General features: G+C 73.0%; 23 protein-coding genes. 11 read left to right on the top strand and 12 right to left on the bottom strand.

The genetic code is table 11. The features are described from left to right. Positions 1-80: 80 nt before the first annotated feature. The 4 genes from H1226_RS27670 to H1226_RS27655 all read right to left on the bottom strand — a co-directional run bounded on the left by H1226_RS27670 (position 81) and on the right by H1226_RS27655 (position 2,943). Positions 81-1,145, bottom strand: a complete 1,065-nt coding sequence (locus H1226_RS27670) for a class I mannose-6-phosphate isomerase (RefSeq protein ID WP_258344387.1) — start codon at positions 1,143-1,145, stop codon at positions 81-83. Beyond that, complete coding sequence (locus H1226_RS27665) at positions 1,142-1,933, bottom strand: SDR family oxidoreductase (RefSeq protein ID WP_224960544.1); 792 nt, start codon at positions 1,931-1,933, stop codon at positions 1,142-1,144. Before H1226_RS27665 ends, H1226_RS27670 begins: the two co-directional genes overlap by 4 nt. Positions 1,934-2,042: 109 nt before the next feature. Further along, a complete protein-coding gene (locus H1226_RS27660) occupies positions 2,043-2,372 on the bottom strand; it encodes a DUF3140 domain-containing protein (protein ID WP_258344385.1) in 330 nt (109 codons plus the stop codon). 13 nt (positions 2,373-2,385) lie between these two features. Continuing rightward, positions 2,386-2,943 carry a hypothetical protein gene (locus H1226_RS27655; protein WP_258344383.1) on the bottom strand — a complete coding sequence of 186 codons (558 nt, stop codon included), beginning with the start codon at positions 2,941-2,943 and terminating at the stop codon, positions 2,386-2,388. Positions 2,944-3,039: 96 nt separating this feature from the next. On the opposite strand from H1226_RS27655, the gene H1226_RS27650 reads away from it, so the two are divergent. Continuing rightward, positions 3,040-3,573: a DUF2243 domain-containing protein gene (locus tag H1226_RS27650; protein ID WP_258344381.1), complete on the top strand. Its 534-nt coding sequence runs from the start codon at positions 3,040-3,042 to the stop codon at positions 3,571-3,573. Continuing rightward, positions 3,570-4,334, top strand: coding sequence for a cytochrome c oxidase assembly protein (locus H1226_RS27645; protein ID WP_258344380.1), 765 nt, complete (start codon positions 3,570-3,572; stop codon positions 4,332-4,334). Before H1226_RS27650 ends, H1226_RS27645 begins: the two co-directional genes overlap by 4 nt. 60 nt (positions 4,335-4,394) lie before the next feature. Here H1226_RS27645 and H1226_RS27640 read toward each other — a convergent pair whose 3' ends face one another. Then, entirely contained in the window at positions 4,395-5,672 is a 1,278-nt protein-coding gene (locus H1226_RS27640; protein ID WP_224960518.1) for an acetyl-CoA C-acetyltransferase, read from the bottom strand. A gap of 225 nt (positions 5,673-5,897) precedes the next feature. Between H1226_RS27640 and H1226_RS27635 the strand changes: the two genes are divergently transcribed. Beyond that, complete coding sequence (locus H1226_RS27635) at positions 5,898-7,235, top strand: 3-oxoacyl-ACP reductase (RefSeq protein ID WP_258344378.1); 1,338 nt, start codon at positions 5,898-5,900, stop codon at positions 7,233-7,235. Continuing rightward, positions 7,232-8,068 (top strand): MaoC family dehydratase, encoded by an 837-nt coding sequence (locus tag H1226_RS27630; RefSeq protein WP_258344377.1) that lies wholly within the window; start codon positions 7,232-7,234, stop codon positions 8,066-8,068. Before H1226_RS27635 ends, H1226_RS27630 begins: the two co-directional genes overlap by 4 nt. A gap of 88 nt (positions 8,069-8,156) precedes the next feature. Here H1226_RS27630 and H1226_RS27625 read toward each other — a convergent pair whose 3' ends face one another. Then, positions 8,157-8,849 carry a TetR/AcrR family transcriptional regulator gene (locus tag H1226_RS27625; RefSeq protein WP_224968909.1) on the bottom strand — a complete coding sequence of 231 codons (693 nt, stop codon included), beginning with the start codon at positions 8,847-8,849 and terminating at the stop codon, positions 8,157-8,159. A 168-nt stretch (positions 8,850-9,017) separates the two neighbouring features. On the opposite strand from H1226_RS27625, the gene H1226_RS27620 reads away from it, so the two are divergent. Next, positions 9,018-9,569 (top strand): SCP2 sterol-binding domain-containing protein, encoded by a 552-nt coding sequence (locus H1226_RS27620; protein ID WP_224968907.1) that lies wholly within the window; start codon positions 9,018-9,020, stop codon positions 9,567-9,569. A 160-nt stretch (positions 9,570-9,729) separates the two neighbouring features. Continuing rightward, a complete protein-coding gene (locus H1226_RS27615) occupies positions 9,730-10,950 on the top strand; it encodes an acyl-CoA dehydrogenase family protein (RefSeq protein WP_258344376.1) in 1,221 nt (406 codons plus the stop codon). Positions 10,951-11,026: 76 nt separating this feature from the next. On the opposite strand, the gene H1226_RS27610 is transcribed toward H1226_RS27615, so the two are convergent. Further along, positions 11,027-11,566 carry a DUF4232 domain-containing protein gene (locus H1226_RS27610; RefSeq protein WP_258344368.1) on the bottom strand — a complete coding sequence of 180 codons (540 nt, stop codon included), beginning with the start codon at positions 11,564-11,566 and terminating at the stop codon, positions 11,027-11,029. 486 nt (positions 11,567-12,052) lie between these two features. On the opposite strand from H1226_RS27610, the gene H1226_RS27605 reads away from it, so the two are divergent. Beyond that, positions 12,053-12,259, top strand: coding sequence for a hypothetical protein (locus tag H1226_RS27605; protein WP_258344360.1), 207 nt, complete (start codon positions 12,053-12,055; stop codon positions 12,257-12,259). A gap of 120 nt (positions 12,260-12,379) precedes the next feature. Here H1226_RS27605 and H1226_RS27600 read toward each other — a convergent pair whose 3' ends face one another. Genes H1226_RS27600 through pdhA form a run of 3 tightly spaced genes read right to left on the bottom strand, consistent with a single transcriptional unit; the run spans position 12,380 to position 16,043 of the window. Beyond that, a complete protein-coding gene (locus H1226_RS27600; protein WP_258344358.1) occupies positions 12,380-13,765 on the bottom strand; it encodes a dihydrolipoamide acetyltransferase family protein in 1,386 nt (461 codons plus the stop codon). An 11-nt stretch (positions 13,766-13,776) separates the two neighbouring features. After that, positions 13,777-14,811 carry an alpha-ketoacid dehydrogenase subunit beta gene (locus H1226_RS27595; RefSeq protein WP_258344356.1) on the bottom strand — a complete coding sequence of 345 codons (1,035 nt, stop codon included), beginning with the start codon at positions 14,809-14,811 and terminating at the stop codon, positions 13,777-13,779. Continuing rightward, positions 14,811-16,043 (bottom strand): pyruvate dehydrogenase (acetyl-transferring) E1 component subunit alpha, encoded by a 1,233-nt coding sequence (gene pdhA / locus H1226_RS27590; protein ID WP_373689996.1) that lies wholly within the window; start codon positions 16,041-16,043, stop codon positions 14,811-14,813. The genes H1226_RS27595 and pdhA overlap by 1 nt, the downstream gene beginning before the upstream one ends. A 380-nt stretch (positions 16,044-16,423) precedes the next feature. Between pdhA and H1226_RS27585 the strand changes: the two genes are divergently transcribed. Then, a complete protein-coding gene (locus H1226_RS27585; RefSeq protein WP_258344352.1) occupies positions 16,424-17,101 on the top strand; it encodes a GOLPH3/VPS74 family protein in 678 nt (225 codons plus the stop codon). A 55-nt stretch (positions 17,102-17,156) separates the two neighbouring features. Continuing rightward, entirely contained in the window at positions 17,157-18,584 is a 1,428-nt protein-coding gene (locus tag H1226_RS27580; protein WP_258344350.1) for a M20/M25/M40 family metallo-hydrolase, read from the top strand. A gap of 45 nt (positions 18,585-18,629) precedes the next feature. Here the strand turns inward: H1226_RS27580 and H1226_RS27575 are convergent, their stop codons facing one another. Continuing rightward, a complete protein-coding gene (locus tag H1226_RS27575; RefSeq protein ID WP_224962358.1) occupies positions 18,630-18,809 on the bottom strand; it encodes a PspC domain-containing protein in 180 nt (59 codons plus the stop codon). Between the two features lie 91 nt (positions 18,810-18,900). Continuing rightward, positions 18,901-19,776, bottom strand: coding sequence for an endonuclease/exonuclease/phosphatase family protein (locus H1226_RS27570; RefSeq protein ID WP_258344348.1), 876 nt, complete (start codon positions 19,774-19,776; stop codon positions 18,901-18,903). A 460-nt stretch (positions 19,777-20,236) separates the two neighbouring features. On the opposite strand from H1226_RS27570, the gene H1226_RS27565 reads away from it, so the two are divergent. Both H1226_RS27565 and H1226_RS27560 read left to right on the top strand, forming a co-directional pair. Then, a complete protein-coding gene (locus tag H1226_RS27565) occupies positions 20,237-21,043 on the top strand; it encodes an ABC transporter substrate-binding protein (protein ID WP_258344345.1) in 807 nt (268 codons plus the stop codon). Positions 21,044-21,168: 125 nt separating this feature from the next. Then, on the top strand, positions 21,169-21,996 hold the full coding sequence (locus tag H1226_RS27560) for an amino acid ABC transporter permease (RefSeq protein WP_224962364.1): 828 nt from the start codon (positions 21,169-21,171) through the stop codon (positions 21,994-21,996). Positions 21,997-22,015 lie beyond the last annotated feature (19 nt).

Raw genomic sequence — 22,015 nt, 5'->3', positions numbered from 1 at the left:
GCTCGTTGACCAGCGCGTTCGGTGAGCTCGGCGGTGTTTCCGCACCGGCGCGGGAATTCGGCGATCGGCGGACCGCCGGCTCAACCCCCGTGGAGCGCGGCGATCGCTTCCGGCCCGTACCCGGCGGCCAGCAGCGGCCGCCGGACGTCGCGGTCGAGATCGGGCAGGTAGCCGAGCAGCACGTCCGCGGGCCCGGTGATCGACGCCCGCTCCAGCGCCGCGGGCAGCAGCAGCGTCCGGCCCGGTTCGAGCTCGTCGTCGCCGCCCGCGCTGCGCACCCGCGCCACCCCGCCCGCGTTGCTCAGCAGCAGGACCCGGCCGGCGGGCAGCTCCCGCTCGGTTCCCGTGCCGAGCCGCCACCGCTCCAGGGCGAAGTGCGGTCCGGCGCAGCACAGGACGCGGTCGGCGTCCCCGCTCGGCGGCAGCCGCAGGCCCGGCGTCGGGTGCGGCCGGGCGGCCGGGTCCCACTCGTCGAGCAGCCGCTCCACGTTCGCGCGGCGCTGCTCCGGGTCGACCGGCGAGCCGTCCTGCATGTTCCACGGCATGGCGTGCTGCTGGATGTCGGAGGTCTGCTCGATCTCGTGGATCAGCGCGTCCGGTCCGAAGCTGTGCGGTGTCCTGCCCGGGACGTAGACGGTGTCACCGGGGCGCAGCGGCAGTTCCCGCAGCACCGAGCCGAAGTCCTCGGCGAGCAGCGCCGAGCGCAGCTCCGCCCGGTCCACGCCCTCCCGGGTGCCGATGAAGGCGGTGGCGCCGGGCGCGGCGTCCAGCACGTGCCAGGCCTCGGTCTTGCCGTTCGGCTCCCCTTCGAGCCGCCGGGCGGTCTCGTCGTCGGCGTGCACGTGGACCGGCAGCATGCCCGTCCCGTCGATGAACTTGGTCAGCAGCGGGAAGCGGTCGCCGCGCCAGCCCGGCCCCACCAGCTCGTCGGGGTGCGCGCGGGTGAGCTCCCGCAGCGTCCGCCCCGCCAGCGGCCCGGCCACGACCTCCGCGCCGCGGCCGTCCACGTCGCTGACCTCCCAGGTCTCGGCGATCCGGCCCGCGGGCAGGCCCCGCCTCCCCAGCCGGTCGGCGATGGCCCGGCCGCCGAAGACGTGCCGGGCGACGGGCGTGCTCAACCGCAGCGGGTACCAGCGCGGCGTCACAGGATCGGCACCCCGCCGGTGACCGCGATGCGCGCGCCGGAGATGTATGCGGCCTCGTCGGAGGCCAGCAGCACGTAGGTCCCGGCGAGCTCGGCCGGCTGCCCCGGCCTGCCCAGCGGCACGTCCTCCCCGAAGTGCTCCACCTGCTCGGTGGGCATCGTCGCCGGGATCAGCGGCGTCCAGATCGGCCCCGGCGCGACGCTGTTCGCCCGGATCCCGCGCGGCCCGTACAACCGGGCGAGCCCGGCGGTGAAGTTCGCGATGCCCGCCTTCGTCGCGTCGTAGGCCAGCAACGTCGGCGGCGGCATGTCCGAGTTCACCGAGGTCGAGTTGATGATCGAGGAGCCCGGCCCCAGGTGCGGCAGCGCCGCCTTGCACAGGTGGAACATCGCGCTGAGGTTGACCGCCACCGTGTAGTCCCACTCCTGGTCGGGGACGTCCTCCAGCCGGTCGCGGGTCATCTGGAACGCCGCGTTGTTGACCAGCACGTCGATCCGGCCGAACGCCTCGACGGCGCGGTCCACCACGGCCCGGCAGTGCGCCGGGTCGGCGAGGTCGCCGGGCACCAGGACCGCCGTGCGCCCGGCCTCCTCGACGTGGCGCGCGGTCGCTTCGGCGTCCGACCGCTCGTCGAGGTAGGACAGCAGCACGTCGGCGCCCTCCCGGGCGAAGGCGATCGCCACCGCCCGCCCGATGCCGCTGTCGGCGCCGGTGATCACGGTGGCCTTGCCGGTCAACCGGCCGGATCCGGTGTAGCTCCGCTCGCCGTGGTCGGGATGCGGGTCCATCTCCCCGGTGACTCCGGGCGGTGCCTGCTGCTGCGGTGGTGTGGTCACGACCGACTCCCTTCCGTGCGCCCCCTCCGCCCTACCCGCGGCCCGCGGGGTGAAACGGCGCTCACTTGAGCGGGTCGTGGCCCCAGTTCATGAGCGAGTAGCGCCAGGTCGTGCGGGTCGGGTCGCCGGACGGCCGCTGGGCGAGGTGCCGCTTGACGTAGCCGCGGACCTCGCGCATGTGCGCGAGGTCGTCGCCGGTGAGCTCGGCGCGCTTCTCGCGCAGCAGCGACACGATGCGCCGCCCGGACGCGTGGCCCTTGGTCTCGCCCCCGTCACCGGACTGCCCGGCGCTCTTCGACTCGTCGGTGGCCAGCCACCGCTCCAGCTCCGCGGGGGTCATGTTGACGAGCTCCTCGAACTCGTCGATCAGCTGCCGGTCGGTGTCGGTCATCGCCGCCTCCTGGTCAGGTCCGGTCGAGTTCGCGCAGCACGGTCTTGCGGGCCTTGTGCTCGCGCTCGTGCCGCGCGGCCGCCGCCGCCTCGCGCGGGGGCAGTTCGCGGGCGCGCCGCGCGGCCTCCCGGGCGGGGAGCTCGTCGAGCTCGGCGGACCTGCGCGCCGACTTGGCGGCGGGCGGGTTCGCGGCGTGCTGCGCGCCGCGGCGGGAGGCCTCCCGCTTGGCGCGGCGGGTCTCGCGGCGCTCGCGCGGGGACAGCTCCTCCCACGCGGCCTCCGGCAGGTACCGCTCGGTGGTGCCGTCGTGCCGGGCCCGCGCCGAACCCGATTCGGTCTGCCAGCGCTCCTCGGTCCACCGCTGCAGGTCCCGCTGGGCGCGGGTGCGCCGCCGCGGGTGCCGGTAGCCGCCGCCGTGCTGCTCGTACCGCTGCGCGAGGAGCTGGCTCTTGCGCGCCGACCACTGCCCCGGCGCGCCGCCGTCGTCGGAGTCCTTCAACTCGTCCTTCAACCGCTCCCGCAGCCGGGGGTCCGTGTAGTCGCGCTCGTAGTCCGCGCTGCTCTTGCCCATGCCGGTCGGCTACCCGGACGCGCGGCCGCCACGCGCGGTTGGGCGTCCCCCGGGCCGGGGAACTCGGCCGGGAGGGACCGGCGACAGGGGGGCGAGATGGGGATCGACGCCGCGGCGGGGAGCGGGCCCGCCCCGCTCCGGGCACCGGGGATCGTGCTCGGGATCGGCCTCGGCGGGTTCGTCGACGGCATCCTGCTGCACCAGCTGCTGCGGTGGCACCACATGCTGAGCAGCACGGACGACGACGCCATCGGAATCCGGTACTACGACCCGGCCACCACCTCCGGGCTGGAGATGAACACGGTGTGGGACGGGGTGTTCCACACCGTCTGCTGGCTCGCCGTGCTCGTCGGGCTGGCGCTGCTGCACTCGCGGGTCACCCGCCGGCGGCGACGGGTGTGGGGGTCGCGGGTGCTGTGGGGGTGGGTCCTGGTCGGCTGGGGCGTGTTCAACCTGGTCGAGGGCGTGCTCGACCACCACCTGCTGGGCATCCACCACGTGCGCGACGGGCCGCACCGGCTGTGGTGGGACCTGGGCTTCCTCGCGCTGGGGGCGTTGCTGGTGGTGGCGGGGTACCTGCTGCAACGCGGCGGACGGGCGGTCGACCTCGGCGGAGGTGGTTCCCGATGAGCCACGACGCGCACGCGTCCGGGGTGCTGCCGTCCGTGCTCGCGCTGGTGCTGGTCGGCGCCGGGTACCTGCACCTCGCCGGGCTGGCGCGGCGCCGCAACCCGGTGCGCGGGTGGAGCCGGTGGCGCACCGCCTGCTTCGCCGCCGGGCTCGCGCTGGTGGCGGTGGCGCTGCTGCCGCCGGTCGCGAGCTTCGCGGGCGGGGACTTCCGCGGGCACGTGGTGCAGCACCTGCTGATCGGCATGTACGCGCCGCTCGGGCTGGTGCTGGGCGCCCCGGTGACGTTGCTGCTGCGCACCGCGCCGCCGACGGTCGGGCGACGGTTGACCGCGCTGCTGCGCAGCGGGCCGGTCCGGGTGCTGAACCGGCCGGAGGTCGCGCTGCTGCTGTCCGCGGGCGGTCTCGTCGTGCTCTACGCGACCCCGCTGCACGAGGTGGGCGAGCACCCGGGCGGGCACTGGCTGCTGTTCGCGCACTTCCTGCTCGCCGGGTACCTGTTCGCGCACGTCATCGCGGGTCCGGACCCGGCGCCGGGCCGGCCGGGGGTGCGGACCCGGCTGGTGTACCTCGGGTGCGCCATCGCGGTGCACGCGGTCACCGCCCAGCTGATGTACGGCGGCTGGACGGCCGTGCACGGCCCGGCGGTGGAGGTGCGGGGCGGCGCGGAGCTCATGTACTACGCCGGGGACGTCGCCGAGCTGCTGCTCGCCGGGATCCTCGTCGCGACCTGGCACCCGGAGCGGTCCCGGCGGGTGGGCTAGCCGGGCCGCCCGGGTGCGGAGGCCCCGGCACCCCCCGGCCGGGGCCTCCGCGTCGTCCGGTCAGCGCTCGACGATGGCGGTGACGCCCTGCCCGCCCGCGGCGCAGACCGAGATCAGGCCGCGGCCGGAACCGCGCCCGGCCAGCAGCTTCGCCAGGGTGGCGACGATGCGGCCGCCGGTCGCCGCGAACGGGTGCCCGGCGGCCAGCGAGGAACCGTTCACGTTCAGCTTCGCCGGGTCGATCTCGCCGAGCGGCGCGTCCAGGCCCAGCCGGTCCTTGCAGAAGTCCGGGTCCTGCCAGGCCTTCAGCGTCGCCAGCACCTGCGAGGCGAACGCCTCGTGGATCTCGTAGAAGTCGAAGTCGCCGAGCCCGATCCCGCCGCGCTCCAGCAGCTTCGGCACCGCGTACGCGGGCGCCATCAGCAGGCCCTCGTCGCCGCTGACGTGGTCCACGCCCGCGGGCACGATGTCGCTGAGGTAGGCCAGCACGGGCAGCTTGTGCGCGGCCGCCCACTCCTCGCTGGCCAGCAGCACCACGGCGGCGCCGTCGCTGAGCGGCGTGGAGTTGCCCGCGGTCATGGTGGCGCCCTCGCCCTTGCCGAACACCGGCTTGAGCTTGGCGAGCTTCTCGGCGCTGCTGTCCGGGCGCAGGTTCTGGTCCCGGGTGAGCCCCTGGAACGGGGTGAGCAGGTCGTCGAAGAAGCCGTCGTCGTAGGCGGCGGCCAGCCGCTGGTGGCTGCGGGCGGCGAGCTCGTCCTGCTCCTCGCGCCCGATCTGCCAGTCCAGCGCGGTGCGGGCGGCGTGCTCGCCCATGGACAGGCCGGTGCGCGGCTCGGAGTTCTCCGGGATGTCCGGCTTGACGTGCTGCGGCCGCACCCCGGTCAGCGCCTTGACCTTGCCGCCGGTGGTCTTGGCGTGGTTCGCGGCGAGCAGCACCCGGCGCAGGTCGTCGTTGAGCGCGATGGGCGCGTCGCTGGCGCTGTCCACGCCGCCCGCGATGCCGGATTCGAGCTGCCCGAGGGCGATCTTGTTCGCGACGGAGGTGACGGCCTCCAGACCGGTCGCGCAGGCCATCTGCACGTCGTGCGCGGGGGTGCGCGGGTCGAGCCGGGAGCCGAGGACGGATTCGCGGGCCAGGTTGAAGTCGCGGCTGTGCTTGAGCACGGCGCCCGCGACGAACTCGCCGACGAGCTCGCCCTGCAGGCCGAAGCGGGCGAGCAGCCCGTCCAGCGCTGCGGTGAGCATGTCCTGGTTGGACGCCTGCGTGTACGGCCCGCCGGATCGGGCGAAGGGGATCCGGTTGCCGCCGACGATCGCGACGCGTCGAGTGGTGGGCATGCGGGACTCCTTCGGGACGGGACCGGTGGTCCGTGCGGTTCGGCTGGTGGTGCTCACCGGATCGGCGTGCGGGGCCGATCGTGCGGGGGCTCTGGTGCGGACCCCGCTGACCCTCTAACCTACCCGCGGGTAGGTTAGACGTCGAGTCCGCCTCCCGAGCGCCCGCCGCGCTCGACCCGCGGGCCGACCGCCCAGTCCACCGACCACCCGCTCACGGGAGTGCGCATGTCCGACCGGTACCAGCAGTTCACCTCGACCGGGTTCGGTCGAACGATCGCCAAGCGCATCGGCCTGCCCACGCCCACCCCGCTCCGCAGGTACCGGCCCGGCGACCCCGTCGTGGACGGCCCGGTGCTCACCGGCGCCGCCGCGGGATCCCGGCTCGGCGAGGCGATCGCGGGGACGCTGGAGGCCGTCGGCGCCGAGGTCCGCACCGAAGCCGCCGCGGACGCCCGCTACGCCGCGCTCGTCTTCGACGCCACCGGCATCACCTCCAGCGCCCAGCTCGCCCAGCTGCGCGCCTTCTTCAGCCCGGTGATCCGCCAGGTCGGCACCTGCGGCCGCGTCATCGTGCTCGGCACCCCGCCGGAGGAGACCACCGAGGCCGGGGAACGCGTCGCGCAGCGCGCCCTCGAAGGCTTCGTGCGCACCGTCGGCAAGGAGCTCAAGCGCGGCGCCACCGCCCAGCTCGTGTACGCCTCCGAAGGCGCCGAGCGGTCCCTCGACTCCACGCTGAGCTTCCTGCTGTCGGCCAAGTCCGCGTTCGTCTCCGCCCAGGTCGTGCGGGTCGGCCGCGCCGACGCCCCGCAGGTCGACCGGGAGAAGCCGCTGCGCGACAAGGTCGCCCTGGTCACCGGCGCCTCCCGCGGCATCGGCGAGTCCATCGCCGAGACCCTCGCCCGCGACGGCGCGCACGTCGTCTGCCTCGACATCCCCGCCCAGGGCGCCGACCTGGCCGAGGTCGCCAACCGCATCGGCGGCTCCACCCTGCAGCTCGACATCACCGCCGAGGACGCGCCGCAGCGCATCGCCGAGCACTTCGCCGAACGCCACGGCGGGCTCGACGTGGTGGTGCACAACGCGGGCATCACCCGGGACAAGACGCTCGGGCGGATGGACGACGCGCGCTGGGACTCGGTGATCGCGGTGAACCTGACCGCGCAGGAGCGCATCAACGAGGCGCTGCTCGCCGAGGGCTCCCCGCTGAACGACGGCGGCAGGCTGATCGGCGTCGCCTCCATCAGCGGCATCGCGGGCAACGTCGGCCAGGCGAACTACGCGGCGTCGAAGGCCGGCGTGATCGGCCTGGTGCAGGCGCTCGCCCCGGTCGCGGCCCGCCGCGGCGCCACCATCAACGCGGTCGCGCCCGGCTTCATCGAGACGAAGATGACCGCGGCCGTCCCGCTGTTCATCCGCGAGGCCGGCCGCCGGATGAGCAGCCTCTCGCAGGGCGGGCTGCCGGTGGACGTCGCCGAGACCATCGCCTGGTACGCCAGCCCGGCCTCCTCCGGGGTCAACGGCAACGTCGTGCGGGTCTGCGGCCAGAGCCTGCTGGGGGCGTGATGAGCACCGAGATCGACGCGCCGCCGAACCTCTCCGCGCTGTACCTCAAGGCGGCCGCCACCGGACCGCTGCGCCGCGGCCGGGAGCTGCCGGAGACCGAGTACGTGCGCCGCGACATCGCCGTGGACCACGACCACCTGGCCGAGTACGACCGGGTCTGCGGGTTCGGGCTGCGCGACGTGCTGCCCGCGACCTACCCGCACGTGCTCTCGTTCGGGCTGTCGGTGCGGCTGATGACCGACCCGGGGTTCCCGTTCCCGCTGGTGGGGCTGGTGCACGTGGCCAACAGCATCACCGTGCACCGGCCGCTGCTGGTCACCGACGTGCTCACCCAGCGGGTGCGGGTGGCGGACCTGCGCCCGCACCCGAAGGGCAGGCAGCTCGACGTGATCACCGAGACCAGCGTCGAGGGCGAGGTGGTGTGGCGGGAGACCAGCACCTACCTGCGCCGCGGCAAACCGGACGAGTCGGCGCCGCGGGCCGAGCGCGCCGCCGAGGTCGAGCCCGGTTCGGCCACCGCCGTCTGGCGGGTGCCCGCCGACCAGGGCCGCCGCTACGCGGAGGTGTCCGGGGACAAGAACCCGATCCACCTGCGGGCGCTGACGGCGAAGGCGTTCGGCTTCCCGCGCGCCATCGCGCATGGGATGTGGACGAAGGCGCGGGCGCTGGCGGCGCTGGAGGGCAGGCTGCCGGACGCGTACACGGTCGACGTGGACTTCGTGAAGCCGCTGCTGCTGCCCTCGACGGTGGAGTTCACCGCGCACCGGGACGCCGGGACGTTCGCGGTGCACTCCCGCTCCGGCAAGCCGCACCTCGTGGGGAGGCTGCACTGACCTGCGGGAAGGCGGGTCCGGGTCCGCGTGCGCGCGCGGACCCGGGTGCGGGTGGTGGTGGCGGCGCGACCGCCACCACCGCTCGGCTTCAGTCGAAGGCGGCGCCGTTCGAGGCGTCGCCGCCGGGCGACCAGGAGCGTCCTTCGACGAGGTCGCCGAACCCCATCCACGCGAGGTTCATCAACCGCATCGCCAGTCCGTCCGCGGTGTGCTCGGGGTGTTCCACCCACCAGTCCAGCAGCGATTCGGCGGCGCCGACCAGCGCGGCCGCGAACGGTTCCATCTGCTGCGGCTGCATCGGCTGCGCGGCGCCTTCGGTGGCGCGGGCCAGCAGGGAGGCGATGAGGACCATCGCCCGTTCCCGCCACTGCCCGAACTCGGCGGCGAACGGTTCGCCGCCCGCGGGTGCCTGCCGGTGCAGCAGCACCCAGCTGGCCCGGTTCCGCTGCACGTAGTCGAAGAAGACCCGCAGGCCCCGCCAGAGCTGCTCGTCGGGGCCGACCTCGGGGTCCACGGCGGTGCTGATGGCTTCGATCAGCCGGGTGGCCTCGCGCTGGATGCACGCCACGAACAGCTCCTCCTTGGAGCCGAGGTAGGCGTAGATCATCGGTTTGGAGATGCCTGCGACCTCGGAGATCTCGTCCATGGACGCGAGGTGGAAGCCGCGTGCCGCGTAGACCTCGACGGCGGCGTCGAGGATCTGCCGTTCCCGCACCGAGCGCGGTAGCCGCCTGCTGCGGGGTCGTGGGCTCTCCTCGTGATCGTCCGGGTCGGGCCGCATCCCACCTCCTGTTCTCCCGCCGCGGGCGGTGTTGCGGGCCGGTTCCGCGGCGTGCTCGGCTTGGTCCTGATCTGCGGGAGAGGCTAGAGCAGAACGATCAGCGGGATGCCTTGCCCGCCTAACCTACTCACCCGTAGTCTTACTTGTCAGTAGGTAAGGGGAGGTCACATGTCCAAGTCGGATCCGGTCGCCGCGCTCGCCGAGGTCGACCCGAAGAAGATCGGCGAAGAGGAGTTCGTCGCGCTGCTGGCCGCGGCCTCCGAGCACGCCGCCGACGGGGCCGCGGACCTCAGCGAACTCCGCCCCGAGCAGTTCGCCAAGCTGATCTCGCGCGCCTCGGCCAAGCAGGTGGAAGCGGTCATGGCCCGCCCCGAGCTCCGCGTGCAGGTGCTCGACGAGGTGTTCCGCCGCATGAGCGAGCACTACAAGTCGGACAAGGCCCGCTCCACCGAGGCCGTGGTGCGCTGGCGCATCGGCACCGACGAGCAGGACACCGTCCGCTACGAGTCGGTGCTCTCCGGCGGGACCTGCACGGTGAACAAGGAGCCGCAGCACGACGACCCGCGGGTCACCATCATGATCACGCCGGTCGAGTTCCTGAAGCTGGTCTCCGGCAACGCCTCCGCGCCGGTGCAGTTCATGACCGGCAAGTTGAAGGTCGCCGGCGACGTCGGCTTCGCCGCCGGGCTCACCAAGCTCTTCCAGATCCCCAAGGCCTGACCGGTGCTCCGGTGCCCGCGGCGGACCTTCGGCTCCCGAGGGCGCCGCGGGCGCCCGGACTCGGCGCACCGCTTCTGAGAACCTGAACGCTCGGGAACCGGAACGCTCCGCACCCGTTTCGCAACGCACCACGCACTCCGCCACGAACCGAAGGATTTCGATGAGCTTCTCCCTGGAACTGAGCGAGGAACACCGCGACCTGCGCGATTGGGTGCACGGCTTCGCCGAGAAGGTCATCCGCCCGGCCGCGGCGGAGTGGGACGAGCGGGAAGAGACCCCCTGGCCGATCATCCAGGAGGCCGCGAAGGTCGGCCTGTACGGCTTCGAGACCGTCGCGACGTTCTGGGCCGACGACACCGGCCTGTCGCTGCCCATCGCCAACGAAGAGCTGTTCTGGGGCGACGGCGGCATCGGCATGGCGATCTTCGGCACCACGCTGGCGGTCGCGGGCATCTTCGCCGCGGGCACCCCGGACCAGATGGCCGAGTGGGTGCCGCAGTGCTACGGCGACGAGGACGACCCGAAGGTCGCCGCGTTCTGCTCCTCCGAACCCGCCGCGGGCTCCGACGTCTCGGCGATGCGCACCCGCGCCGTCTACGACGAGGCCACCGACGAGTGGGTGCTCAACGGGCAGAAGGCGTGGGCCACCAACGGCGGCATCGCGAACGTGCACGTCGTGCAGGCGGTCGTGGACTCCTCGCTCGGTTCCCGCGGGCAGGCGGCGTTCGTCGTCCCGCCCGGTACCAAGGGCCTGGAGTCCCCCAGCAAGATCAAGAAGCACGGGTTGCGCGCCTCGCACACCGCGGACGTGTTCCTGGACGACGTGCGGATCCCCGGCAGCTGCCTGCTCGGCGGCAAGGAGAAGCTGGACGAGAAGCTCGCCCGCGCTCGCGAGGGCGGCAAGGGCTCGAAGGCCGGCGGCCAGGCCGCGATGAAGACGTTCGAGCTCTCCCGCCCCACCGTCGGCTCCCAGGCCATCGGCATCGCCCGCGCCGCCTACGAGCACGCGCTGGAGTACGCCAAGGAGCGCGAGACCTTCGGCCGCCCGATCATCGACAACCAGTCGATCGCGTTCACCCTCGCCGACATGCGCATGGAGATCGACGCGGCGCGGCTGCTGGTGTGGCGCGCGGCCTGGATGGGCCGCAACGACGAGCCGTTCACCGCCGGTGAGGGCTCCATGTCCAAGCTCAAGGCCGGCCGGGTCGCCACCTGGGCGACCGAGCGCGCCATCCAGATCCTCGGCGGCAACGGCTACACCCGCGAGTTCCCGGTGGAGCGCCTGCACCGCGACGCGAAGATCTACGACATCTTCGAGGGCACCGAGCAGATCCAGCAGCTCGTGGTCTCCCGCGCCATCTCCGGCCGCCACATCCAGTGATCCGGTAGCGAGCGGAAGCCCCTGGCGCCGACGGTGCCGGGGGCTTCGGCGCGTCCGGCCCGCGGGCGCGCCGCGATCAGGGCTGGGGCAGCGGAGCGAGGTCGGTGACGGTGACCGGGCCGGGGACGCTGGCGCCGTTCCACGGGACGGTCACGCTGTACGGGCTGACCGGGCCGGGGAAGGAGATCTCCAGGGCGCCGGGCACGGACCCGGGGATGCTGTTGCCGGTGTTCGGGTCGGTCACCTGGTAGCTGAACGCGGCCGAGACGGGGTGGGCCTCGTCGACGCGGTGCACCTCGGGCGTCCCCTCGGGGTACCGGGTGGGGATCTGCGCGGAGTCGCCCTGCACGTCCAGGAAGTTCAGGCCGGGGGCGCCGCCGAGCAGGCAGCTCTCGCCGGGCTTCGCGGTGAACCGGACGTCGGCGCCCTCGTGCATCATCGCGTGGTCCAGCGGGCCGACGGTGACGTCGACCTGCTCCGGGGTGCAGTACTCGTCGTAGTCGGGGTGGTCGTGCGGCATGGCCTGGGCGGTGCCCGCGAGCGCGATCCCGGCGAGCAGCGCGGACCCGGCGATGGCGGCGGTCTTGGTGTGCTTGGTGCGGAACACTGGACTCATCTCCCCGGTGCGGCCGTGCGGTCCCCCCGCCGGGAACCGCGACCTTCACGGCCACACGTTCGAGTGATGTTCGAGCGGCCCCCGACGTTGACTCGGAGTGAGCCGAATCACTGCATTCGCTCGCAAGATCCGGCTTCCGCCTGTTGACCCGGGGTCCGCGGGGCCTCCCGGCCGAGGTTGCCGGGGCGTGGCGAACACCACTCGGGGAATGCTCGTCCCGGGGCCGATGTTGGAATGTGGGAGGGAAAGTTCCAGGGGCGTGCATCCTCGTGAGTGCTGCGAGGCATCATGTACTCGCCCGAAGGAATGAACATCAGCGGTCGGCGCGAGGCGAACGGTCTAGTTCGCGTTTGATCGGCACGGTGAGCGCGTGGGCCCACCGGTGCCATCGGCTGGGAGAGCCGGTCGCGCCACGAGCCCGGTGCCGTGCGGTACCGGCTCGACCTCAGCAACACGGCTTCGAGAACGAAACGGGAGGGCGAAGCGGTGAACAAGCCCGATCCAGGTACGCCGATCTTCGGCGAGCTGAACAACGAGCTCGGCGGTCTGCCGGACATCGACGTGCACGAGTTCGACTCGCACAGCTTCGACTTCGGCGGCGGGTCCGCCGAGTCCGACGGCGCGGCCCGGCAGAACGCGGCCGCGAACGGGGGCGGTTCCCGCTCCGGTGGCCGTCGCCGCAAGGAGGACTGAGCGCCGGAGCGGGAACTCCCGCACCGCGCACGAACGGCCGGGGTGCACGCGCACCCCGGCCGTCGGCATCAGCGCGACCGGCAGCCGATCAGCAGTGATCAGCGGCCGGTCAGCAGGTGATCAGTACGTGATCGCCGTCGCCGGGTCGGCCAGCAGCGCGCCGACGTCCGCCAGGAACCGCGAACCCTGCTGGCCGTCGACCACCCGGTGGTCGAAGCTCAGCGCCAGCTGGCACACCTTGCGCGGCACCACCTGGCCGTCCACCACCCACGGCATGTCCCGGATCGCGCCGAACGCGAGGATCGCCGACTCCCCCGGGTTGAGGATGGGCGTCCCGGTGTCCACGCCGAACACGCCCACGTTGGTGATCGTGATCGTGCCGCCGGTCATCTCGGCGGGCGTGGTCCGGCCTTCCCGGGCGGTCGCGGTCAGCGATTCCAGCGCCGCCGCGAGCTCGCGCAGTGACATGCCGTCCGCGTCCCGGACGTTGGGCACCACCAGGCCGCGCGGCGTGGCCGCCGCGATGCCCAGGTGCACGTAGTCCTTGTAGACGATCTCGCCGGCCTGCTCGTCCCAGGTGGCGTTCACGTCCGGGGTGCGGCGCACCGCCAGGCACAGCGCCTTCGCGGCGAACGCGAGCGGCGTGAGCTTCACGCCCTGGAACTCCGGGTGCGACTTGAGCCGCTGCCGCAGCTCCATCATCGGCGTCACGTCCACGGTGAGGAACTCCGTGACGTGCGGAGCGGTGAACGCGCTCTGCACCATCGCCTGCGCGGTGGCCTTGCGGACGCCCTTGATCGGCACCCGGCGTTCCCGCGCGCCGGTCCCGGCCGCCGGAGCCGGTGCCGCCGGAGCCGGTGCCGACGCGGTCTCCACGTCGCGGCGGGTGATCACCCCGCCCGCGCCCGAGCCGGCGAGCGCCCGCAGGTCGACGCCGAGGTCCTTCGCGAGCTTGCGGACCGGCGGCTTCGCCAGCGGCACCGAACCCCGCGCGGCGGCACCCGCCGGGACCGCGGCGGGCGCGGGCGGTTCCGGCGCGGGTGCGGCGGGCGCGGTGGCCTGCGCGGGCACGGCGGGGGACGCGAGCGACCCGGCCATCGCACCTTGCAGCGCCTGCTGCGCCGTCCCGGCCGAGACCGCGGCCGCCGGAGCGGCCTTGCGCGGGCGGCGCTTCGAACTCGTCGCCTGCGGGCCGTAGCCGACCAGCGTCTTCGTCTCCCCGGACGAGTCGGGTTCGGGCTCGCTCGGCGCGGTGCCGTCCGGGTCCACGTCGATCGAGATGATCGGCGTGCCGACCTCGACCGTCTGGCCCGGCTCGGCGAGCAGCTCGACGACCTTGCCCTCGTAGGCGCAGGGCAGCTCGACCGCGGCCTTCGCCGTCTCGATCTCCACGAACACCTGGTTGACCGTCACCGAGTCGCCCGGCTGCACCTTCCAGCCGAGGATCTCGGCTTCGGTGAGGCCTTCGCCGACGTCCGGCAGCGGGAAGTGCTTGAGTTGCGGCATCCCAGACTCCCTCAGAAGGCCAGCGAGCGGTCGACGGCGTCGAGCACCCGGTCGAGGTCCGGCAGGTAGTGCTTCTCCAGCTTCGTCGGCGGGTAGGGCACGTCGAAGCCCGTCACCCGCAGCACCGGTGCCTCCAGCGAGTAGAAGCACTCCTGCTGCACCCGCGCGGCGATCTCCGAGGTGACCGAGGACTCCGCCGGGGCCTCGCTGGCCAGCACCAGCCGGCCGGTGCGGCGCACCGACTCGAACACCGGCTCCAGGTCCAGCGGGGACAGGCTGCGCAGGTCGACGACCTCCAGCTCGGTGCCCTCCTCGGCGGCGGCGCTCGCCGCGGCCAGGCAGGTGTGCACCGTGGGCCCGTAGGTCGCGATCGTCGCCGCCGAACCCCGCCGCAGCACGCGGGAGGTGAACAGCGGCGGCGGCTGCGCCTCGGTGTCCAGCTCGGCCTTCTCGTAGTAGCGCCGCTTCGGCTCGAAGAACAGCACCGGGTCGTCGCAGGCGATGGCCTGCCGCAGCATCCAGTACGCGTCCGCCGGGTTCGAGCAGGCCACCACCTTCACACCGGCCACGTGCGCGAACAGCGATTCCGGCGATTCGGAGTGGTGCTCGACCGCACCGATGCCGCCACCGAACGGCACCCGCACCACCACCGACATCGTGACCTTGCCCTGGCTGCGGAAGTGCAGCTTCGCCAGCTGCGAGACGATCTGGTCGTAGCCGGGGAAGATGAACCCGTCGAACTGGATCTCGCACACCGGCCGGTAGCCGCGGATCGCGAGCCCCACGGCGGTGCCGATGATCCCCGACTCGGCCAGCGGCGTGCCCAGCACGCGGTGCTCGCCGAAATCCTTCTGCAGCCCGTCGGTGACGCGGAAGACGCCGCCGAGCTTGCCGACGTCCTCCCCCATGACCAGGACCTTCGGGTCCGATTCCAGCGCCGAGCGCATCGCCAGGTTGAGGCTCTTCGCCATTGTCACGGTCTGCACGGCCGACCGGCCCGTGCTGCCGTCGCCGACGTCGGTCCGTTCCATCGCGGGTGCGGCCATCAGTGGGCACCTCCCTGCGCGGGCTCGGCGAACCCGTCGAGGTAGCGCAGCTGCTCGTCGCGCTGCGCGGCCACGACCGGGCTTTCCTCGGCGTAGACCTCGGAGAAGATCCGGGACGGGTCGGGTTCGGGCATGGCGAAGCAGAAGTCGCGGAACCGGGCGGCGAGCGCGTCGGACTCGGCCTGCACGTCGTCGAAGAAGTCCTGCCCGGCGTCGTGCTCGCGCACCAGGTGCACCCGGAGCCGTTCGATCGGGTCCTTCAGCTTCCACGCCTCCAGCTCGTCGGTGAGCCGGTAGCGGGTCGGGTCGTCGGTGGTGGTGTGCGCGTCCATCCGGTAGGTGAACGCCTCGATCAGCACCGGCCCGTTGCCGTGCCTGCACTCGTCCAGCGCCCACTGGGACACGGCGAGGCTGGCGAGCACGTCATTGCCGTCGACGCGGATGCCGGGGAAGCCGTAGCCCTCGGCGCGCCGGTACAGCGGAACCCGCGTCTGCCGCTCCAGCGGCTCGGAGATCGCCCACTGGTTGTTCTGGCAGAACAGCACGAGCGGCGCGTCGTACACCGAGCCCCACACCATCGCCTCGTGCACGTCGCCCTGGCTGGTGGCGCCGTCGCCGAAGAACACCATGGTCGCTTCGCCGTCGTCGTCGCCGACCTTGCCGTCGAACTTCTGCCCCATCGCGTACCCGGTCGCGTTGAGCGCCTGGTTGCCGATGACGATCGTGTAGAGGTGGAACCCGGTGCTCAGCGGGTCCCAGCTGCCGTGGTCGGTGCCGCGGAAGATGCCGAGCAGCTCGGTCGGGTCCAGCCCGCGGCACCAGGCGACGCCGTGCTCGCGGTAGCTGGGGAAGGCCATGTCGCGGGGGCGCATCGCGCGGCCCGCGCCGACCTGCGCGGCTTCCTGGCCGAGCAGCGGCACCCAGATGCCCAGCTGGCCCTGGCGCTGCAGGGCGTTGCCCTCCCGGTCGAAGCGCCGGACCAGCACCATGTCCCGGTACAGGTCGCGGAGCTGCTCCGCGGTGAAGTCGATGTCGAAGTCCGGGTGCGATACCCGCTGGCCTTCCGGGGTGAGGAGCTGTACGAGATCAGCTCCGCCCTCGCTCGTCGCGCGCAAACCGGCGATCACCTGCTCCCGTGTGGGTTTCGCTGCGGTAGCGGCAGGGGGCTCGGTGCGGACGTCGTCGGTCTCGTTCGCTGGATGGGCTGGTCGCGTCCAGTGTTCCGGGGACATGCGGATCTCCTCGTGTCGCGCCGGGCCGGTCGCTTGTGGCGACGTGGTCCGGGTACCCCGCTCGCGCTCCGCAGGCCCGGGTCGGGGCCGTGCGGGTGGTCGGGCGGGGTGGGTTGGATCGCTCCTGGCCATCCTGGCACGCGTACCGCCGATTCAGTGAGCCCTGCCACAGGGACGATCTCAGCTCGCGAGGTCGCGGAGATCGTTCCCTACGGAACCGTAGCTTCCGCTGATCGGTGCGAAAATCGCAGGTCATCCAAGCAATGGGGTTCCGACTAACGCTGTCGGGAAGGTCGCAGTACCGATACTGCGGAGTACCGGTGATCTGCTGTTTCGAGAACACGCCAAACCTCGGCCGGGCGGACGGCACACTGGGCCGCATGAACGTGGACCCGGACCCGTCACCGTCGGTGACGCTGCCGGACGAGCTCGTGCTGCTGCTGCACCGACCGGACGGCGGGCACCGCGCGGAGCCCGCGGACCTGCTCACCTGGTGCGCCGAGCTGGGCGAGCTCGCGCTGCGCGGGAAGGTGGAGCTGACCGGCACGAAGCTGGCCGTGCTCGACCCGTGCGGCACCGGGCTGGACTGGGCGGACGAGCTGCTGGGGCGGCTGGTGAAGAAGTCCGGCCCGCGCGGCAGGCCGGTGGAGCTGACCGATCTGCTGCCGCGCCGCATCGGCCGGTTCCGGGAGCACCGCGCGCTGCTGGAACGCCGCGGGATGCTGCTGCGGGAGCCGCGCAAGCTGCTCGGGTTCATCCCGGACGACCTGCACTTCCCGGTCGGCCCGGCGCGGCGGGAGCTGGTCGAGCAGGTGCGCGCGGTGGCGCGCGGGGAGCTGCGGGCGGACGGGCGGCGGGCCGTGCGGTGCGGGCTGGTGCACGCCGCGGGCATCGGCGCGGCGCTGGGCTGCGGCCCCGCCGAGCTGGCGGTGCTGGCGGCGGTGGCGCGCGGCGACGGGGCCGGGGCGGCGGCGCGGCGCCCGCTGGCCGCGGTGGCGGCGGTGCGCGCGGTGACCGCGGGCGCCGCGGCCGCCGGGGCGGGCGCGGGCGGAGTCTGACCGCCGGGCCCCCGGCGCGGACCGGCCGCTCCCGCCCGGGCATACGATCGGCGGCATGGATCGTTCCGCCGTGCGCACCGCCGTTGAACAGGCGTGGCAGGACTCCGTCCTGCCGAGCCTCTCCGAACTCGTCCGGATCCCGGCGGTCTCGCCGGCCTACGACGCGGAGTGGGAGTCGGCCGGTCAGCTGGACGCGGCCATCGCGCACGTGCGGGAGTGGATCACCGCCCGGGAGATCCCCGGCGTGCGGCTGGACGTGGTGCGGCTGCCGGAGCGCACCCCGCTGCTGCTGGTCGACGTCCCGGCGACCGAGCCGGTGCCGGAGTCGGGTTCGCAGGACACCGTGCTGCTCTACGGCCACCTGGACAAGCAGCCGCCGGTCGGCGGCTGGTCGGAGGGCCTGGACCCGTGGACGCCGGTGGTGCGCGACGGCAGGCTCTACGGGCGCGGCAGCGTCGACGACGGCTACGCCCCGTACGCCGCGATCACCGCCATCGAGGCGATCCGCGCGCACGGCGGCGCGCACGCGCGCTGCGTGCTGCTGCTGGAGACCGGTGAGGAGTCCGGCAGCCCCGACATGGCCGCCTACCTGGAGCACCTCGTGGACCGGCTCGGCGCCGTGTCGCTGGTGGTGTGCCTGGACTCGGGCGCGGCCGACTACGAGCGGATGTGGCTGACGACCTCGCTGCGCGGGGACGTGCGGGTGGGCGTGCAGGTGCGGGTGCTCGACGGCGGTCAGCACTCGGGCACGGCCAGCGGCATCGTGCCGAGCTCGTTCCGCGTGCTGCGCGCCCTGCTGGACCGGATCGAGGACTCGGCGACCGGCGAGGTGCTGCTGCCGGAGCTGAACGCGGAGATCCCGGCGAACCGGGTGGCGCAGGCGCGGGCCGCGGTGGAGGCGGCGCCCGGCCTGATCCGCGATTCGGTGCCTGCGCGGGAGGGCATGCGCTGGGTCTCCGAGGACGAGGTGGAGCTGGCGCTGAACAACACCTGGCGCCCCACCGTCTCGGTGATCGGCGCGGAGGGCCTGCCCTCGCTGCCGGACGCGGGCAACGTGCTGCGGCCGCAGACGACGCTGGCGCTGAGCGTGCGCACCCCGCCGACGACCGACCCGGAGGTGGCGCTGGCCGCGTTGCGCGCGGCGCTGTCGACGGACGTGCCCTACGGCGCGGAGGTGACGTTCCCGCTGTCGGACGGCGCGGCGGGCTGGAACGCGCCGGACACCGAGCCGTGGCTGGAGACCGCGTTGGACGCGGTGAGCGAGGACGTGTTCGGCGCGCCGTGGGCGACGATGGGCCTGGGCGGCTCGATCCCGCTGATGGGGCTGCTGCAGGGCGCCTACCCGGACGCGCAGTTCGTGGTCACGGGGGCGCTCGGGCCGGGCAGCAACGCGCACGTGCCGGACGAGTCGCTGCACCTGGAGTTCGCCGCGAAGATCACCACGGCGATCGCGTACGCGCTGGACGCGCACGCCCGCCGCTGATCCTGGTGCGCCCGCCCGGCCCGGTGGCGCGGGCGGGCCCCCGGGTCAGCTGCTCTTCGGCATCAGGATCCACAGGACGATGTAGACGATGACCTGCGTGCCGGGCAGCAGGCAGGACAGGATGAACAGGAAGCGCACCAGTCCCTTGCCGAGGCCGAAGCGTTCGGCGAGACCGGCGCACACGCCGGCGATCCACTTGTCGTGCTGGGGACGGGACAGGTTCATCGACTGATTCCTCCTGGAAAGTTCGCGATCTTCACCCCAGGGTGCCCGATCTCCGGGACGCCCGCCTCAGGGGGATCCCGGAGATCCCCGCTCAGCCGGTCAGCTCGGCCAGCAGCCCCGGGTGCGAGGACCCGTCCACCGGCAGGTTCTCGCTGCGCACGAACGTGAACCCGGTGTCGGCGAGCACGTGCTGCACCGCGCCGTCCCCGGCGTGCGACCAGTTCGCGGGCAGGCAGCCGCGCACGTCCGCCTCCGCGGTCAGGTTGAGGTCGCCGCCGACCACGGCCAGTCGGCCGGTGCCCGTCGCGGCACCCACCAGCTCGGCGCACTGCCGCCGGGCGACCGCCGGATCCGCGGGGGACAGCTGCGCGGTGCAGGCGGACAGCGCGGGGAACGGGACGCACAGCAGCACCCGCCGGGTCGGGCCGGCGTCCTGCGCCGCGAAGCCGCGCTCCACGACCGCGCCGTCGGACGCACCCAGGTCGCGGTGGGTCAGCACGGCGACCCCGTGGTCGCCGCGGCCGTCGGCGCAGCGCACCGGTGCGTCCCCGGTCAGCTCGGGGGCGAACTCGGCGCGGTAGCCGGTGTCGCGGGACATCGTGGTGATGTCGTGCGCGCACACCTCGTTGAGCGTGACCACGTCCGGTCCGCGCTGCCGGATCGCGGCGATCCCGGAGCGCACCGCGGTGTCGTCGTCCCCCGCGCAGCCGTCGGCGTCGCGGTGGCAGAGGTTGAGCTGGAGCACGTCCAGCGGTGCGCCGCCGGGCGCGGCTCGTTCCGGTGCGGGTCGTTCCGGTGCGGGTCGTTCCGGTGCGGGTCGTTCCGGCCCTGGCCGGGCCGCGGCGGTGGACCCGGTGAGCGCGAACAGCGCGAACCCGGCGCAGGCCAGCAGCGCGCCCGCCACCGCGAGTCGCCGCGCGGCCGGCGGGGTGGTGGATCGGGGGCAGGGCGTCCGGTCGTCGGTCATCGGCATCGCCTCCTCGGCGGCGGAGTGTGCCGAAGCTCGGCGAACGGCGGGAGGGGCCGAACGTGGGGTAGTCCGGCAACCGCTGCCGACGTCCCACCGATGGCGGTGGCGAACACCGTCCGTGATGGGTGGCGACCGGCGCAACGATCTCCGGCGAACGGTCCACGCTTGCCGGGGCAACAAGATTTCTCTCACATCCCGGGAAGGATTCGATGGTGAATTCCCTGTTGACCAGGGGCGTCCAGCACATGAAACTGAGCCTCGGCTCGGCTCGACCGGCAAGAACCGCCCGTCAGGGATGGTGCTCGCGAGGTCGGACGGCTCGGTGGTGCGGACCTCGCGGGGTCCGGTGGCCGGCGCGGAAAAATTTGACAGCTTCGCAACATCGAGAGCCGAGACTCGACCCCGTTCGGGTGGCACCATCTCAGCACTCGCGTACTCACCTACTAGGAGTGACATCGTGGCGCGTCGGACCACCTGGAGAGCCCTGGCCCTGCTGCCCGCGCTGGTGCTGACCGCGGCGGGCTGCGCGCAGTCCATCGCGCCCACCGGTGCCGACGGGGAGCTCCGCTTCGTGGAGCCCGGCAAGCTCACCACCTGCACCCAGCTGCCGTACCCGCCGTTCCAGTTCGACGAGGGCGGCAAGACCACCGGCTTCGACGTCGAGCTCGTCGACCTCGTCGCCCGCGACCTCGGCCTGGAGCAGAAGTTCTTCGACACGCCCTTCGAAGGCATCCAGTCCGGCGAAGCCCTCAACACCCGCAAGTGCGACGTCGCCGCCGCCGCGATCACGATCACCGACGCGCGGCAGCAGAACATGGACTTCTCCGACCCGTACTTCGACGCGAAGCAGGCGCTGCTGGTCAGCGCCGAGCACCCCTACCCGGACATGGCCGCGCTGCGCGGCAAGAAGCTCGGCGTGCACCTCGGCACCACCGGTGAGGACTACGCGGAGGAGCACAAGGCCGAGCACGGCTACGAGATCGTCCAGTACGAGGACCTGGGGCTGCTGCAGAACGCGGTGCAGAGCGGGAAGGTCGACGCGGGCATCAACGACAACGGCGTGATGCTCGACTTCGCCAAGAAGAACCCGGACACGAAGGTCACCGCCGAGTACAGCACCGGCGAGGTCTACGGCGTCGCCGTCCAGCGCGGCAACGCCCAGCTCGTCCAGAAGGTCAACGACTCGCTGCGCAAGGCGCGGGAATCCGGCGAGTACGACCGGATCTACGAGAAGTGGTTCGGCAAGAACCCGGACCAGCCGTGACGTCCCCGGCCCGGGGCCGGGAGCCGCGCAGGCCCCGGCCCCGCCTGCTGCGCGGTGCCGACTCGGCCCGCCGCACGCCACCACCAGCCCAGCGCCGAGGAAACCGCCCGGGGAGAGTCTGAGGAATGGCAGCAACCGACACGACCGCGAAGCCGCGGTCGAGCAAGCGGCAGCGCGCCCGCGTGGTCCGCGGCGCGCAGTACGCCGTCCTCGCGGTCGCGATCGTGCTGATCGCGCTGCTCGCCGACTGGGGCAAGATCGCCGACGCGTTCTTCAACGTGGACGTGGCCGTCGCCCAGTTCCCGGGGATCATCACCACGGCGCTGGTCAACACCATCGTCTACACCGCGCTGGGCTTCGCGTTCGGCCTGGCGCTCGGCGTGGTGCTGGCGCTGATGCGGCTGTCCTCGGTGGCGCCGTACCGGTGGATCGCCACCGCCTACGTCGAGTTCTTCCGCGGGGTGCCCGCGCTGCTGGTGTTCATCGCCCTCGGCTACGGGGTGCCGATCGCGTTCCAGCTGGTCTTCGACATCTACTCGACGGTGATGCTGAGCCTCGGGCTGGTCGGCGCCGCGTACATGGCGGAGACGATCCGCGCCGGGGTGCAGGCGGTGCCGAAGGGCCAGGTGGAGGCGGCGCGTTCGCTGGGCATGTCCCCGGCGCGCACCATGGTGACCGTCGTGATGCCGCAGGCGTTCCGGATCATCCTGCCGCCGTTGACGAACGAGCTGATCCTGCTCACCAAGGACTCCTCGCTGATCTACCTGCTGGGCCTGTCGGCGGACCAGTACGAGCTGTCCAAGTTCGGGCGCGGCGCGCTCACCCAGTACCAGTCGCTGACGCCGATCCTGCTCGCCGGGCTCTGCTACCTGATCATCACGATTCCGCTGTCGCGGCTGTCGAACCGGTTGGAGCGCCGCTACGGCGGCGGCCGGACCGCCCGCGGCAAGTGACGGACCACGACGAGGCAGT

The sequence above is a fragment of the Saccharopolyspora gregorii genome (genome assembly GCF_024734405.1).
Taxonomy (GTDB): Bacteria; Actinomycetota; Actinomycetes; order Mycobacteriales; family Pseudonocardiaceae; genus Saccharopolyspora_C; species Saccharopolyspora_C gregorii.
The sequence above is the reverse complement of the archived record's forward strand: the minus strand, read 5'-3'. Positions and strand labels throughout refer to the sequence as shown.

Coding starts and splice junctions, on each gene's coding strand:
- H1226_RS27660 (WP_258344385.1), bottom strand. CDS start 2,372: ATGACCGACACCGACCGGCAGCTGATCGACGAGTTCGAGGAGCTCGTC.
- H1226_RS27645 (WP_258344380.1), top strand. CDS start 3,570: ATGAGCCACGACGCGCACGCGTCCGGGGTGCTGCCGTCCGTGCTCGCG.
- H1226_RS27580 (WP_258344350.1), top strand. CDS start 17,157: ATGGATCGTTCCGCCGTGCGCACCGCCGTTGAACAGGCGTGGCAGGAC.
- H1226_RS27595 (WP_258344356.1), bottom strand. CDS start 14,811: ATGGCCGCACCCGCGATGGAACGGACCGACGTCGGCGACGGCAGCACG.
- H1226_RS27560 (WP_224962364.1), top strand. CDS start 21,169: ATGGCAGCAACCGACACGACCGCGAAGCCGCGGTCGAGCAAGCGGCAG.
- H1226_RS27615 (WP_258344376.1), top strand. CDS start 9,730: ATGAGCTTCTCCCTGGAACTGAGCGAGGAACACCGCGACCTGCGCGAT.
- H1226_RS27610 (WP_258344368.1), bottom strand. CDS start 11,566: ATGAGTCCAGTGTTCCGCACCAAGCACACCAAGACCGCCGCCATCGCC.
- H1226_RS27635 (WP_258344378.1), top strand. CDS start 5,898: ATGTCCGACCGGTACCAGCAGTTCACCTCGACCGGGTTCGGTCGAACG.
- H1226_RS27600 (WP_258344358.1), bottom strand. CDS start 13,765: ATGCCGCAACTCAAGCACTTCCCGCTGCCGGACGTCGGCGAAGGCCTC.
- H1226_RS27585 (WP_258344352.1), top strand. CDS start 16,424: ATGAACGTGGACCCGGACCCGTCACCGTCGGTGACGCTGCCGGACGAG.
- H1226_RS27665 (WP_224960544.1), bottom strand. CDS start 1,933: ATGGACCCGCATCCCGACCACGGCGAGCGGAGCTACACCGGATCCGGC.
- H1226_RS27655 (WP_258344383.1), bottom strand. CDS start 2,943: ATGGGCAAGAGCAGCGCGGACTACGAGCGCGACTACACGGACCCCCGG.
- H1226_RS27640 (WP_224960518.1), bottom strand. CDS start 5,672: ATGCCCACCACTCGACGCGTCGCGATCGTCGGCGGCAACCGGATCCCC.
- H1226_RS27575 (WP_224962358.1), bottom strand. CDS start 18,809: ATGAACCTGTCCCGTCCCCAGCACGACAAGTGGATCGCCGGCGTGTGC.
- H1226_RS27570 (WP_258344348.1), bottom strand. CDS start 19,776: ATGACCGACGACCGGACGCCCTGCCCCCGATCCACCACCCCGCCGGCC.
- pdhA (WP_373689996.1), bottom strand. CDS start 16,043: ATGTCCCCGGAACACTGGACGCGACCAGCCCATCCAGCGAACGAGACC.
- H1226_RS27620 (WP_224968907.1), top strand. CDS start 9,018: ATGTCCAAGTCGGATCCGGTCGCCGCGCTCGCCGAGGTCGACCCGAAG.
- H1226_RS27650 (WP_258344381.1), top strand. CDS start 3,040: ATGGGGATCGACGCCGCGGCGGGGAGCGGGCCCGCCCCGCTCCGGGCA.
- H1226_RS27625 (WP_224968909.1), bottom strand. CDS start 8,849: ATGCGGCCCGACCCGGACGATCACGAGGAGAGCCCACGACCCCGCAGC.